Origin of the sequence: Leptolyngbya sp. FACHB-36 (assembly GCF_014695955.1) — a bacterium.
Lineage (GTDB): Bacteria > Cyanobacteriota > Cyanobacteriia > Leptolyngbyales > Leptolyngbyaceae > FACHB-36.
Window position 1 is genome coordinate 1 of the sequence record NZ_JACJPG010000638.1, and the last position, 13,386, is coordinate 13,386.

The following is a 13,386-nucleotide window of genomic DNA, read 5'->3' on the forward strand; positions in this document are numbered from 1 at the left end:
AGACACAGGCAGTCAGTCGAGCTTGCTGAAGTTGCTAGCGCCTCAGCTGTCTTTTCTACCCCGAATGGGTCAGGCGATGAGGTGTCAGGTAAATGCGCTCAGTCTGGAAGCGGCTCCAACGCCGCTTCCTTCTGACGAATCTCAGACGGAATCTGGACCTGAATCTGAGCCTAGATCTGAACCTGAATCTGAGCCAGAGGAGCCGTCAGGTGCACGGATGCCCGGACTGAGCACAGGAATCGCGATCGCTCAGCTTCCGGGACATCTTGCAGTAGCGTCCGAGCCCGCCGCGCTACAAAAGCTTATCGACGCGCAGGCGCGAACGCCGCTTGCCCAGAATCCCCAATTCCAGCGCACGCTAAAACATGCCCAGTTTGAGCGATCGCTGACCGTAGGCTACGGAGAGTATACGGGACTGCTGAAGCTGGCAAACCAATTTTTTGCCCAGTTGCCGCCGATTCCTGACCCAGAGGGCAAGAACGTTCGTCCGCAGAAGCTCTTCAGCGCTAAGCAAATTGACTACTTGACCCAGAACTACAGCACCTTCGACCTCTTGACGTGGGTAAGGCCCGAAGGGCTGCACAGCCAGTCCAATGCTTACTTCACAGGGCTGAAACCTGAAAAAGCGACGCCTAATTTTTCGGATGCCAACCAGATTTTGACGCGGCTTCCGGCAGCGACATTCGTGTCGGCAAACAGTCGTAACTTCAAACAGCAGTGGCAAGAGTTTGTCGAGTTCTCTCAAGGCGACAAAGAGAGTCAAGACGCGCTGAAGCTGCTTCGAGACAACGTGCGGAAGATGACGGGGCTGGATTTGGATCAGGACTTGATTGCCTGGATGGACCAGCAGTACGCCGTGTTTTTCTTCCCAACAAAGGGCGGATTTTTTAACGCCATCAATCCTCAAATCAATATCGGCTACGCCCTACTGATTCAAACGAGCGATCGTCCTGCCGCCGAAGCCGCCCTGAAAAAAATTGACCAGTTGGTGAAAAAAGAGGCTCGCGGCGGGATTTCGATCGCCAACCGCCGCATCAAAGGGCAGCTGATGACCAGTTGGGAAGCAAAAGACGGCAAGCGATCGATCAGCTTGCTGTCGCATCACTGGATTAGCAACGATACCCTGATGCTGACGTCGGGCACAGGAGCCGCCGCCGACTTGACGCCGAAGCCCTTTGTGCCGCTGAATCTTACTTACACGTTCAAAACTGCGACCAATCCCTTTCCGCTGCCAAGTCAGGGCTATTTCTACCTCAACATGGGATCGACTCTGGCGTTTGTGAATACGCTTGTGCGGGCGTTTGAGCCAGAGATCGTCGAGTCGCCCTACTACCAGACTGGACTCAGCATCATCGGCACCATCCGCAGCATTAGCTCCTCTCAGACGATGACCGACGATCGACTCCAAGCAGACAGCTTGTGGGTGCTGGGAGCGCGTCGCCAAGCTAGCACCGTGTCGCAGCCAGAACCTCCAGAACCGTCGAACTCCTCTGATCAAACGCCCTAATTAACCCTTCGTTGAGGTTTTAGTCATGCTCCGCCGTTCCCTGTTTTTAGCAGGCAGTTTCGCGCTGCTCACTGCCCCGATCGTTTCGGCGGCGACCGCCGCTTCCTTGGAACCATCGGTGCGGGTGGCAAAAACGGCTCAGATGGGCATCGTACAGGCAGAGCTTTCCTTCCAAGAGCCCGCCCAAACGTCCGCTCTGGCAGCATCGAAAGTCAGTTCTCATCGACTGAAAATTGTTCGCCGAGGTCAAACGCTGCTGGATCAGGCGATCGCGGCGGAGGTGGGGCAGGTTGCTGGAGACTTCTCCCTTCAGGATCTGGATAAGACAGGTGAACCCGCAGTGGTGCTGGAACTGCCGGGACAAACGGCACGTACCTACCAGATCTATCGCTTTGATCGCGCCCGCAATCAATATCGACCGACGCGCCAAACCGCGATCGCAGACCGCGTAAATCGGAGCAAGATTCAGGTGACAAAAACGTCGGTGCAGAACACTCTGACGGCTCAGCTTTCCTACCAAGAGGGCGACCAGATAGAGCAGCCGACGCTGCGATTGACTGAGAGCGGGCGGACGGTAACGCAGCAGTCAGTCACGATCGCGGGCGATACTGCATTTCTGGGGCTAGACGGTCCCCTGATTGCTGACTTAGACGGAGACAAGCAGCCCGAAGTGCTATTAACTGTGGCAACTCGCGGGGCGCACTGCTGCTCGTTCTCCCAAATTTATCGCTACGACTCTAAGCAGCAGCGGTATAACTCTCTGCAAAAAGCATGGGGGAATTTTCCAGCCGCGCCCCTGCTGGCGGATGTGGACAGTGACGGCAAGCCAGAATTTATCAGCCTCGACGATCGCTTCTCGTACGCGCTGGGCAGCTATGCGGGATCAGTCCGCCCACCGCAGATTTGGCAGTATCGTCAGGGTGCGCTAACTGATGTCTCGCGCAGTTTCCCAACGCTCATTCGCGAACACGCGGCTGAGCTATGGCAAGAAATTCAACGAGCAGAACCCGAAATTCTGCCTCAGATTCTAGCTGCCTATCTAGCCGATCAGTATCTCCTGGGCACGGGCAAAGACGGTTGGCAGCGAGTCAAGCAAGTGTATCGAGCCAACGATCGCCAGTCCTATTTCACCAAGCTGGAAAACTTCCTGCAAGCCTTAGGCTACATGCCGAATGCCGCTCAAGCGCGTGTTGTGCGAACTCTACGCATGCCATTCGATGACTACCTGGAGGCGGTTGCCCTAAGTTCTGACGGTCGAACGCTGGTGACATCACGGTCAGGTGGGTTTCTGCAAATTTGGGATGTGGAGAGTGGAGCATTGCAGCGAACGATCGCCGGACCCTCGCCCGATGCTAGCCTGCGCGAGTTAGCCATCAGTCCGGACGGACAGATGGTCGCAGGCACCGATGCGGAGAGTATCACGCACGTCTGGAATCTTAAAACGGGAGGCGTCCGCCGCCTGTCAAGAATTCCCACGCCCAGCTCTTGGAGTTCCCTCTCATTCAGCCGCGCTGGAGACGTTCTGCGAGTTCTCGATAACCAGGAGCAGCCTGTAGTTGAACTCTGGAACGCGAGCACGGGCAAGCGGATACGATCGCTAAAGCGCAACGGCGGGCTGATTACAGCCGTCGCGCTCAGCCCCGATGGACGAGTTCTAGCGACGGCAAACAGCGAAAATTACACAATTACCTTGTGGGATGTCATCAGCGATCGTCCGCTGCAAACCCTCGCTGGTCACGTGGACTCCGTGTTTTCTCTTGCCTTTAGGGCCGATGGTAAAACTCTGGTCAGTCGCAGTTCCGATTACAGCGTTAAAGCTTGGGACTTGCCGACGGGAGCGATCCGAGTAACACTGCCCACCGATGCCAATGTCGTCAGCCTCAGTACGGATAAGTTGGTCCTCGGCGGCACCGGGGGTGGAATTACCATTTGGCGCATCCAGTAAACTGAGTCAGTGGCGATGGGTGTTCCATTGATCACTACCCATTTCCTTAACAATCCGTATCATGGGGTAAAGCACAACACACTCCCATGCTGACTCAGATCAAAGACCTAGCTGCTACGCTTGCCCCTCGACTGATCGAAATTCGGCGCCATCTACATAGCCACCCAGAACTCAGCGGGCAGGAATTTCAGACGGCGGCGTATGTCGCAGGCGTGCTCTCCTCATGTGGGCTGCATGTAAAAGAAGGCGTGGGCAAAGTGGGCGTAGTCGGAGAACTGCTGGGACAGGAGGACGATCGCCTACTGGCAATTCGCACCGACATGGACGCGCTGCCGATTCACGAGCGCACAGGATTGGACTTCGCGTCGCGGCAGCCAGGCATCATGCATGCCTGTGGGCACGATGTGCATACTACCGTGGGGCTGGGAACGGCAATGGTGCTGTCGCAGCTCGGGCAGACGCTGCCAGGAACAATCCGATTTTTGTTTCAGCCCGCGGAGGAAATTGCGCAGGGTGCAAGCTGGATGGTAAAGGATGGCGCAACGGAGAACGTCTCTGGAATTTTGTCGGTGCATGTATTTCCCTCAATTCCGGCAGGCGTAGTCGGAATCCGCTATGGTGCTCTGACAGCGGCAGCAGATGACTTAGAGATTACGATCATGGGTGAGTCGGGTCACGGTGCCCGTCCCCACGAGGCGATCGATGCTGTCTGGATTGCGGCTCAGGTAATTACCACCTTGCAGCAGGCAATCAGCCGGACACAGAATCCGCTGCGCCCCGTCGTGCTGACGATTGGGCAAATCAACGGCGGACGCGCCCCAAACGTAATTGCCGATCATGTGCGGCTGTTGGGAACGGTGCGATCGCTGCATCCAGAAACGAGTGCGGCACTGCCAGCCTGGATCGAACAGATTGTGGCGAGCGTGTGTCAGACGCACGGTGCCCGCTACACGCTGAACTATCGCCGAGGAACACCGTCGGTGCAAAACGATCGAAGTCTGACCCAACTGCTACATGCAGCGGCGGACGAAGCGTGGGGCGCTCAGGGTGTGCAGATTATTCAGGAACCGTCCTTAGGAGCAGAAGACTTCTCGATCTATCTGGAGCATGTGCCTGGAAGTATGTTTCGTTTGGGAGTGGGATTCCGCGATCGGCACAACCATCCCCTGCATCATCCTCAGTTTGAGGTCGATGAGGCAGCAATTTTGACGGGAGTGGTAACGATGGCGTATGCAGCTTGTCGATATTGGAATGAAGCCTAAGGCGCAGAGGTGTAGAAAGGTTCTTTCTAGGGATGGATTGGTTGCGCGGGGAGACTCGGTGAAACTGGATTAACGAGTTGAGTAACTTGGAGCAGATATGGCAGCAGCAACTCCACTGAAGGGATTAGAGTTGGTTGATTGCGCACGGGCGAATGCAAAGCAAGGAGTTGAAATGGCGTCTCGTCAGTGCGGCTATGGCGAGGATTTAAACACGTTCCGGCGGGAACTCAAGCAGGCGTGCGAAGAGATGGGCGTGCAGTTCAACGAACTGAGTGACTTGATCACGGACCAGCAGATGATGCTTCAGATGGGCGGCGAAATTGTTGCTCCAGAGTCAGAAGGTAAGCTTTAAGCAGGATTAGGCAACAATTTCAACTCCCTACCGTCAAAGCTAGCCAAAACCGTGGGTTAATATAAACAAACCTAAAGCTTCAGCTAGTTCACGCGTTGTGGGTGAGGGATTCGGTTTGTCGAAGTCAATTAGAAGGGTTAGTCGTTTTGTAGAGCGGCTTGTTCATTCACTGCCGATCAACGATGGCGTCTGGACAAAGCTAGGTCTGCTGCAGACACTAGTAAAGCGAGATGTTGAAGCTCGCTACAAAGGCTCGCTCCTGGGCAATCTCTGGCCGGTATTGAATCAACTGGCTCAGCTGCTGGTTTACACCTACGTGTTCTCGGTTGTTCTCCAGGTCAAGCTCAATTTAAAAGGATTACCGCCGAACAATCTTACCTTTGGGCTTTGGCTGTTTGCCGGGCTGATTCCCTGGACAGCGTTCACAAGCGGCTTGATGCAAGCCTCGAATTCCGTGGTTGGGCAGCCGAACTTAGTGAAAAAGGTTGTATTTCCATTGGCGTTGCTGCCCCTTGTCCCAATTCTATCGGCGTTTGTCGAAAGCTCCTTTGGACTCGTGTTGCTAATTGTGTTTGCGGCGATCACGTCTCAAACCATTCACGTTACACTTTGGCTGTTTCCGCTAATCTGGATACCGCAATTGCTGTTGACTGCTGGTTTAGGCTATTTTGCTGCTAGCTGCACGGTCTTTTTACGAGACATTCCGCAAACGATCGGCGTTCTGCTAAATCTTTGGTTTTACGTCACTCCTATCATCTACCCCGCTTCTGCGATTCCGGAGTCGTTTCGCTTCTGGGTTACCTGGCTGAATCCGCTATCTGGGCTGGTCGAAATCTACCGCGATCTTGTGTTGGTTGGGCAAATTCACCATTGGGCAGAATGGGGAATTTTTTGGGGAGTTTCGCTGCTCGTGTTCTGTGGTGGACTGTTTGTCTACCGACGCCTGCGTCCCGCGTTTGCAGATGTACTGTGATACAGTGATTCAAGCCAGTTGGTGAATAAACCCTGTCGTCTAACGCTATCTAACACTAGTTACTGATAAGATTCGCTATTTTTTGAGCTAATTATTTAGTTGAGTAGGGTAGAAGGAACAACAGCAAGATATGGGTGAGGTTGCCATCTCTCTGCGAGGGGTATCAAAGTGTTTCCATCGCTATGAAAGTCCGGTTGCTCGTTTGAGGGAAGTGATATTTCCAGGAACGAGTGGAGCGGAGCAGTTCTGGGCGCTTCAAGACATTAATCTAGAAGTCGCTAAGGGAGAAACATTAGGAATTATTGGTCAAAATGGTTCAGGAAAAAGTACGCTGCTTCAGATTATTGCAGGAACTCTAACGCCGACTGCTGGAGATGTTCAGATAAATGGTCGGGTATCTGCACTACTGGAGCTAGGCAGCGGCTTTAATCCTGAGTTCACAGGACGCCAAAATGTATTTTTTAATGGCAGAATTCTTGGACTGAAGCAATCTGAACTTGAGCGAAAGTTTGACGAGATTGCTGCATTTGCAGATATTGGAAGCTTTATCGATCAACCTGTTAAGACTTACTCCAGCGGCATGTTTGTTCGGCTGGCGTTCGCTGTAGCGGTGAGCTCAGACCCTAACATACTAATTGTCGATGAGGCGCTGTCGGTTGGAGATATATATTTTCAACAGAAGTGCTACGAGCGACTGAAGAAGCTGAGAGACTCTGGCATAACTCTGCTATTCGTCTCGCATGACGCTGCGGCTGTTTATCGACTGTGCGATCGAGCAGTGTTGTTAGAATCTGGCAAGGCTGTTCTCGATTCAAAACCCAGACAAGTAATCGACCTGTACGAAGCCAAGCTGTTTGACAAGATTGTCGAAGAGCCTGACTCGATAGAAATTAACCTGATATCTGAACCTAGTGCTAACGCTGTAGATGAATCTACAGACCCATCTAACTCTAACAACAATGAAGTAGACGATATAGCCATCAACACACCAGATGTTAGCGTTCAGTTTGTTCGCTTCTTAGATGCGACAAACGAAACAGTTAATTTAATAGTTAGTAGGCAATTTATTAAACTATCGATCGGCGTACTGTTTCATCAAGCCTTCAACGATCCCCATATAGGGTTTAAGATTCGAGATAGGGTAGGACTTGATATATTTCTGACGAATACATACTTGATGCACCAGCAGATCGGGCGTGTAGAAGAGAATTCTTTGGTAGAGGCGTGTTTTGAGTTCTATGTGCATCTAAATGAAGGGGAGTATACCATTAGCGTTGGAGTTGCCAATCAAGGCTATGGTCAAGGCTTTTTCAAACAGGTGCTTGCATATCTGCACAATACTGCGCTAATGCGAGTTGTTAAGGATAAGAATGAACCCCTCTGGTCTGGGATTATAAATCTTGCTCCTTCAGTCTCCTTAAATAAGCATTCTGCTCACACACAGGTTTCTGTGAACTGACGATGACTGTAGATGGTTTGCTGTTAGACAAGATTAGACCTTACACTCTCTGTACAGAAGAGAGGTTGCAAACGCTTGCAGTTCTTAGTCAATACCTTAATTCAGAAACTATTAAAGGTGATTTTGTTGAGTGTGGTACCTACAAAGGTGGCTCCGCTGCAATTCTGTCAACTTACTTAAATGAGTCAAGACATCTTTGGCTTTACGATAGTTTTGAGGGAATGCCTGATACGACGACGAGAGATGGAGCTGATGCCAAGCTATGGGTTGGTAAGTGTGTTGCTTCAGTCGAAGATGTTCATGAAGCTATGAGGTTAGTTTCTACTGAACGAGGATCCTACACAGTGAAGCAAGGCTGGTTTGACCAAACATTTCGCGAAAATTTACCGGAACGAGTTGCCTTGCTTCACTGTGATGCAGATTGGTATGACTCGGTCTTGTTAGTGCTGGAAACGTTCTATCCACTGATTCCGGACGGTGGATGTGTTGTATTAGACGATTTCGGGTACTGGGAAGGATGTAGAGAGGCGTTTTACGACTTTTGCTCCAAACATCATGAGAAACCGTTGCTAGAGCGAATTGGAAGTGAACAAGCTTTTTGGATTAAAGGTCGATCGCATAATCGAACTCCGATCGCTAGTCTCATGGCAACTGATTGGTCAACCGATAAACACCTAAAACAGCAGCTTCAACACGCTGAAACACAGTTGTCACAGCTTCAAGCTCAGATTCAGGAACTTCCCCCTGAAACTGATTTAGTAAGATTTAATAAATTTTCGCTACAAGCTGCCTGGCTGAAGCTAAAAAAGCGAATTGGGCTGGGTACTCGCTGAGGAGTGGAACACCCCCTGAATAATATGATGTCAGACGCAAATAACGTTTGTGTAAATTCTTAAAGCGCTTTAAGCCTTGGTTAACGTCGTTGACCCCTTGAGAGAGAGTTAAGCATGATTCCTGCTGAACAGCTAGCTTACCAGGAGAGCCAGACAACCCTTGAATTCACTGGAGAGCGGCACATTCCTGCTCAGACAGGTATAGACGGATCTCTGAGCGACGTGGACCACCTGAGCCGATATGCACTGGTGTCGCCTTTTGTCAAACAAAAGCGAGTCTTGGACATTTCGTGCGGTAGCGGCTATGGCACTCGCTACTTGGCGCTGCAAGGCGCAGACCAGGTAGTTGGAGTGGATGTTGATGCCGCTGCTATTCAATTTGCTTCTAAATTTTATCAACACCCCGCTGCTAGTTTTATCCAGTCAGATGCTCACCATGTGCAGTCATTGAGCGATAGCTCGTTTGATGTCATTGTTTCGTTTGAGACGATCGAGCATCTCGATTATCCCAGAGACTTTCTAGTTGAGTTACGCAGGTTGCTAAAACCAGGAGGTCAACTGTTTATCTCCTGCCCAAATGATTACCGATCAGCACCTGGAATTAGTGAGTATCATTTGCACAAGTTTAGGCTTACTGAGTTTCGAGATTTATTTCTAACCGTCTTTAATGAAGGCATATTTTTAGGGCAGCACCTGACGGTTGCTAGCTGCATCATGAAGCCTTGGTCTCCCAGTTTGGAAGAAGTTGAGTTCAAGGCACATCGGCATCCACTACCCGCTGATTTCTTTGGCAGTCAGTATTTAGAGCATATTTCCTCGATCGAGAATGCAGATAATTACATTGCCGTTCATGGAGTGGATACTTCGTTAGTTAGTAATCAAGCGAGCATTTCCCAAAACGCTTATCAGAGACTAATGAATGATCTTCTTTATGCAACTGAAAAAATTTCTGAACTAGAAAGATTACGCTCCGAAGTGCATCATCTTCAGGCAGAACTGGAAAAAGCCCAAGTGATTAGTTCCACAACTCAACAACGGGTTGAAGCAATGCAAACCAGTAAATTCTGGAAATTGCGAGAACGCTGGTTTCAAGTTAAACAGCGCATGGGGTTAAGTGCAATTGACTAACGCGTGCGAAGCATTTACTCTGCGCCTTCCTTGACGTAGGGAACCCCCAACGCCGCTGGAGGGGTCGATTTGCCTGCCAAACCAACCATTGCAAGGAGGGCGATCGTGTACGGTAGCATCGTCAAAAGCTGATACGGAATTTGCAGATTCAATGCTTGAACTCGCAGTTGCAGCGCTTCAGTTGCGCCAAACAGGAGACACGCTAGCACTGTACTTACGGGATGCCAGCGTCCGAAAATCAGGGCAGCCAGCGCAATAAAGCCTTTTCCAGCGCTGATATCCTCGGTAAAAAACCGGACGTGAACCAAGATCAGATACGCCCCGCCCAACGCTGCCAGACAGCCGCTCAGGAATACACAGAGGTAGCGGACCTGCGCAACCCAAACGCCCGCTGTATCGGCAGCGCGAGGATACTCGCCCACCGCTCTCAGCGTCAAGCCCCAGTGGGTGCGAAACAGCAGATAAGTACTGAGCGGCACCAGCAGCAGCAGCCCGTACACGAGCGGGTCTTGATTAAATAACAGTGGACCCAGCAGCGGAATATTCTGGAGTCCGGGTACGGCGATCGCGTCAATTCCTGGCAGCTTCTGCGTTGTCGTTTGCGTAAACACCAGCCGCGATAAAAACGCCGTCAGACCTGACGCCGACAGATTGATTGCCAGTCCCGAAACCAATTGATTCACTCGCAAAGTCACGCACAGGTAAGCGTGGAGCAACCCGACCAGTCCCCCGACCAGCATTGCCGCTAGAGTGCCTAGCCAGACGTTGCCCGTGTAGAAGGTTGCGACAGCGCTGACAAACGCCCCCGTCAGCAGCATTCCTTCTAGAGCAATATTGAGGACACCTGATCGCTCTGACCACAGCCCGCCCAATGCCGCAAATGCCAGCGGCACCGAAAGCCGCAAACTGGCAGCAAGGTAGTCGGAGAGGAAGGCAAGATTAGCGCTCATGAGACAGTCGCTCTATTCACATCCTGAATTGGATTCTGTAGCCATTCAAATCTGTTGAGCAAACCACGCGGCTGCTGCCGTATTGCTGCTTTCGGGTAAGCGCTCCAGAGTTTGGTCAAGTAGCGCGATCGCCAATCCGTCCAGCGCCTGCGATCGATCGGTGGCTTTGTACTCACCGTTGTCTTGCAGTAAAAAGCTAAACACTCGCCGCCCTCGCACATCGACTACCCAATACTCTGGTATTCCTAAAGCGGCATACAAATGCTTCTGCTCATCCAAATCGGTTGCCAGCGAGGTGTCTGAGATCTCACCCACTAAATCGGGCACGCGCCACTGGTTCAAATCGATCCGGCGGGGTTCGCCTTCCTGCCAGCGGGGAAACTCCTCACCAACGTAGAGCACCAGATCCGGTGCGCAGGCTTGGGCTTCCGATTTCTCTAATAAGCAGCGCCCAAAGGACGTGTAGGTTTGCTCTAGATGCTGCATTGCCCAGATAAACAGCAACGCGGTGAACAAATCGCTTACACTCGCATGATTAATCCCTTCTCCACCCATATCGATCCAGAGCCAGCCCTGATTAAACGCCAGCCTCATTCTCTTTGGAATTGACGCATCGCGTAGGGCAACGTAGTCCTCCCAGGTAGCTCGGTGCCACTGGCGTAGCGGGATAGATGAGCGATCGGCAGTGGAAGTGAAAGCCGTCATAGTGTTTGGAGCTAAGCGTCATGGTCATTATAGCGATCGCCCCTGTCCCTTAAAACGCAAGCAGGGTCGGAAAAGCAGGCGTTCACCTCTCCGACCCAGCAGTTTGCTTGGCGTGCGACCAACTACAGCTTGAGGGACGCTTTTGGTTCCAGCACGGGTTCCGTCAGGGCAACAGGTTTTTCCGTCTTCTGTGCCGCTTGCAGCATCGGGGTTTGGGTTACAGAGTTATTCGCCAGCGTAAACAGCGGATTCGAGAGAATGCCTGCCAGTGATGTTCCCACCAGCGTAATAATTAGACCGACTTGCAGCGGACGCATTCCCGGCAGATCCCAGCGAATTTCTGGATAGTTCCGCACTGTCTCGGACATCTCCTGTGGCTCCTTCACTACCATCTGCTTTACCACACGAATGTAGTAGTAGATGGAAATGACGCTGGTTATTAATCCCAGCAGCACCAAGCCGTAAGCGCCTGCTTGCCAACCAGCCCAAAACAGGTAAATTTTGCCAAAGAAGCCCGCTAGCGGCGGAATTCCGCCCAGTGACAATAGACAAATGCTCAGTCCCAGTGTCAGCAGCGGGTCTTTTTGGTACAGCCCAGAGTACTCGCTAATTTGGTCGGTGCCCGTCCGCAGCGAGAATAGAATGACGCAGGTAAACGCGCCCAGGTTCATGAATAGATAGATCAGCAAGTAGAACACCATGCTGGCGTATCCAGCATCAGAGCCAATGACTAATCCAATCATGACAAAGCCCGCTTGACCGATCGACGAGTACGCCAGCAGGCGCTTCATGCTCGTTTGTGCCAGCGCTACCACGTTGCCCAGGATCATGCTCAGGACTGCTAGCGCTGTCATCACGAAGTGCCACTGCTCTGTCAGGAGTGGGAAGGCAGTCGTTAGCAGGCGAATTGCCAGGGCAAACCCTGCCGCCTTCGAGCCAACTGAAAGGAACGCCACCACGGGAGTTGGAGAGCCTTCGTACACGTCCGGCGTCCACTGGTGGAACGGCACAGCAGCGATTTTGAAGGCAATGCCCGCGATCGCAAAGACCAGCGCGATAATTAGCCCGATCGGCTGAGCCAACGCTGTACTGGCGACACTATCCGCAATGCTGCTCAAGCGCGTTTGCCCACCAGACAAACCGTACAGCAGCGACAAGCCATAGAGAAAAATTGCAGAGCTGGACGCCCCAATCAGCAGGTACTTTAAAGCGGCTTCGTTTGAGCGGGGATCACGCTTCGTATAGCCTGTCAGCAGATACGACGAGATACTCAGCGTCTCCAGCGAGACAAAAATCATCACCAACTCGTCGGCACCCGATAAAAACATTCCGCCGACCGTTGCGGTCAGTAGAATCGTCAAGTACTCTGCCAACGACGTGCCCGACTGCTCTACATAGCGAATGGACATCAAAATCGTCACGGCAGCAGAGAGGGCAATGACGCCACGAAACACAATGCTGAGCGCGTCGGCGTTGAAGCTGCCGAGAAACGAAATCGGGTCAGAGGCGGCATTCCACTGGTAGTACAGCGCGCCCACAGCAGTTAGCAGCCCGCCGATCGCAAAATACGGCGTCCAGCGAGCGGATGCAGTCCGCCCAACGATCAAATCTCCAACCACCACAATCAGCAGTGTGGTGATGGTGATGAGTTCTGGCAAGATAGCCCCGGTATTAAGCTGGGCAACAAGAGTGGCAAAATCCATGAAGGTTAGCCCAATGCAACAATGTAATGAACTGTAATGAACGTTTACGACTGCGCTGGATCGAAAGGGTAAACGCGATCGTCCAAGATCCTCTACAGTGGATTCTACCGCGCAAACAACCGTAACACTGGATTCAATTATGATCGGAATCTTTATAGTTAGTATTAATCTCCCTCGAAATTCCCGCTAACCCGCTCTCAACCGGGATGTCTACCCTCTGCGCCCTGCTGACAAGAGTCCCTTAGTTCTCTCTCCGCGCGACTGCATCGTCCATTCAGCCTCTGGTCATTCCGCCGATATTGGTTATAAGAGATTAAGAGAACCCTGAAACCAGCCTGAGTTCGATCAGCCCAGAGCCTGCCTCACTGACCTCGCTGATTTTTTCAACCTGAACGATCCATGTCGAAGCTTGTCATCGTCGAATCTCCTACCAAAGCCCGGACTATTCGGAACTACTTACCCCGCGACTACCAAGTAGAAGCGTCGATGGGGCACGTGCGCGATTTGCCGCAGTCCGCCAGCGACATTCCCACCAGCGTTAAAGGCGAAAAGTGGGCGCAGCTAGGGGT

At 52.0% G+C, this 13,386-nt stretch carries 12 protein-coding genes; 9 read left to right on the forward strand and 3 right to left on the reverse strand.

Annotated elements, in window-relative coordinates; genetic code table 11:
* The 8 genes from H6F43_RS19565 to H6F43_RS19600 all read left to right on the forward strand — a co-directional run.
* Window positions 1–1,507 (forward strand): DUF3352 domain-containing protein (locus H6F43_RS19565; RefSeq protein ID WP_206754588.1); only part of this gene is annotated, 1,507 nt, incomplete at its 5' end.
* A 25-nt stretch (window positions 1,508–1,532) separates the two neighbouring features.
* Window positions 1,533–3,452, forward strand: a complete 1,920-nt coding sequence (locus H6F43_RS19570) for a hypothetical protein (protein WP_190344610.1) — start codon at window positions 1,533–1,535, stop codon at window positions 3,450–3,452.
* An 86-nt stretch (window positions 3,453–3,538) separates the two neighbouring features.
* Entirely contained in the window at window positions 3,539–4,714 is a 1,176-nt protein-coding gene (locus H6F43_RS19575) for a M20 family metallopeptidase (protein ID WP_190344612.1), read from the forward strand.
* A 97-nt stretch (window positions 4,715–4,811) separates the two neighbouring features.
* On the forward strand, window positions 4,812–5,066 hold the full coding sequence (locus H6F43_RS19580; protein WP_190344614.1) for a hypothetical protein: 255 nt from the start codon (window positions 4,812–4,814) through the stop codon (window positions 5,064–5,066).
* 169 nt (window positions 5,067–5,235) lie between these two features.
* A complete protein-coding gene (locus H6F43_RS19585; protein ID WP_199290470.1) occupies window positions 5,236–6,039 on the forward strand; it encodes an ABC transporter permease in 804 nt (267 codons plus the stop codon).
* Window positions 6,040–6,169: 130 nt separating this feature from the next.
* Window positions 6,170–7,498 carry an ABC transporter ATP-binding protein gene (locus H6F43_RS19590; RefSeq protein ID WP_190344616.1) on the forward strand — a complete coding sequence of 443 codons (1,329 nt, stop codon included), beginning with the start codon at window positions 6,170–6,172 and terminating at the stop codon, window positions 7,496–7,498.
* 2 nt (window positions 7,499–7,500) lie between these two features.
* Window positions 7,501–8,331 (forward strand): TylF/MycF/NovP-related O-methyltransferase, encoded by an 831-nt coding sequence (locus H6F43_RS19595; RefSeq protein ID WP_190344618.1) that lies wholly within the window; start codon window positions 7,501–7,503, stop codon window positions 8,329–8,331.
* Window positions 8,332–8,445: 114 nt separating this feature from the next.
* Window positions 8,446–9,459, forward strand: a complete 1,014-nt coding sequence (locus tag H6F43_RS19600; protein WP_199290469.1) for a class I SAM-dependent methyltransferase — start codon at window positions 8,446–8,448, stop codon at window positions 9,457–9,459.
* A 14-nt stretch (window positions 9,460–9,473) separates the two neighbouring features.
* Here the strand turns inward: H6F43_RS19600 and H6F43_RS19605 are convergent, their stop codons facing one another.
* From H6F43_RS19605 to H6F43_RS19615, 3 genes are all read right to left on the reverse strand, one after another.
* A complete protein-coding gene (locus tag H6F43_RS19605; RefSeq protein ID WP_190344620.1) occupies window positions 9,474–10,409 on the reverse strand; it encodes an ABC transporter permease in 936 nt (311 codons plus the stop codon).
* Window positions 10,410–10,454: 45 nt separating this feature from the next.
* The gene (locus tag H6F43_RS19610; protein WP_190344622.1) at window positions 10,455–11,114 is read right to left on the reverse strand and encodes a Uma2 family endonuclease; all 660 of its coding nucleotides are present in this window, start codon (window positions 11,112–11,114) and stop codon (window positions 10,455–10,457) included.
* A 122-nt stretch (window positions 11,115–11,236) separates the two neighbouring features.
* Window positions 11,237–12,817 carry an NAD(P)H-quinone oxidoreductase subunit N gene (locus H6F43_RS19615; RefSeq protein WP_190344624.1) on the reverse strand — a complete coding sequence of 527 codons (1,581 nt, stop codon included), beginning with the start codon at window positions 12,815–12,817 and terminating at the stop codon, window positions 11,237–11,239.
* 399 nt (window positions 12,818–13,216) lie between these two features.
* On the opposite strand from H6F43_RS19615, the gene H6F43_RS19620 reads away from it, so the two are divergent.
* The coding region (locus H6F43_RS19620; protein ID WP_190344626.1) for a toprim domain-containing protein at window positions 13,217–13,386 on the forward strand (170 nt) is incomplete at its 3' end.

Excerpts from the sequence above, each read along its gene's own strand:
- H6F43_RS19605 (WP_190344620.1), bottom strand. The coding sequence starts at position 10,409 with ATGAGCGCTAATCTTGCCTTCCTCTCCGACTACCTTGCTGCCAGTTTG.
- H6F43_RS19595 (WP_190344618.1), top strand. The coding sequence starts at position 7,501 with ATGACTGTAGATGGTTTGCTGTTAGACAAGATTAGACCTTACACTCTC.
- H6F43_RS19615 (WP_190344624.1), bottom strand. The coding sequence starts at position 12,817 with ATGGATTTTGCCACTCTTGTTGCCCAGCTTAATACCGGGGCTATCTTG.
- H6F43_RS19580 (WP_190344614.1), top strand. The coding sequence starts at position 4,812 with ATGGCAGCAGCAACTCCACTGAAGGGATTAGAGTTGGTTGATTGCGCA.
- H6F43_RS19610 (WP_190344622.1), bottom strand. The coding sequence starts at position 11,114 with ATGACGGCTTTCACTTCCACTGCCGATCGCTCATCTATCCCGCTACGC.
- H6F43_RS19600 (WP_199290469.1), top strand. The coding sequence starts at position 8,446 with ATGATTCCTGCTGAACAGCTAGCTTACCAGGAGAGCCAGACAACCCTT.
- H6F43_RS19575 (WP_190344612.1), top strand. The coding sequence starts at position 3,539 with ATGCTGACTCAGATCAAAGACCTAGCTGCTACGCTTGCCCCTCGACTG.
- H6F43_RS19590 (WP_190344616.1), top strand. The coding sequence starts at position 6,170 with ATGGGTGAGGTTGCCATCTCTCTGCGAGGGGTATCAAAGTGTTTCCAT.
- H6F43_RS19570 (WP_190344610.1), top strand. The coding sequence starts at position 1,533 with ATGCTCCGCCGTTCCCTGTTTTTAGCAGGCAGTTTCGCGCTGCTCACT.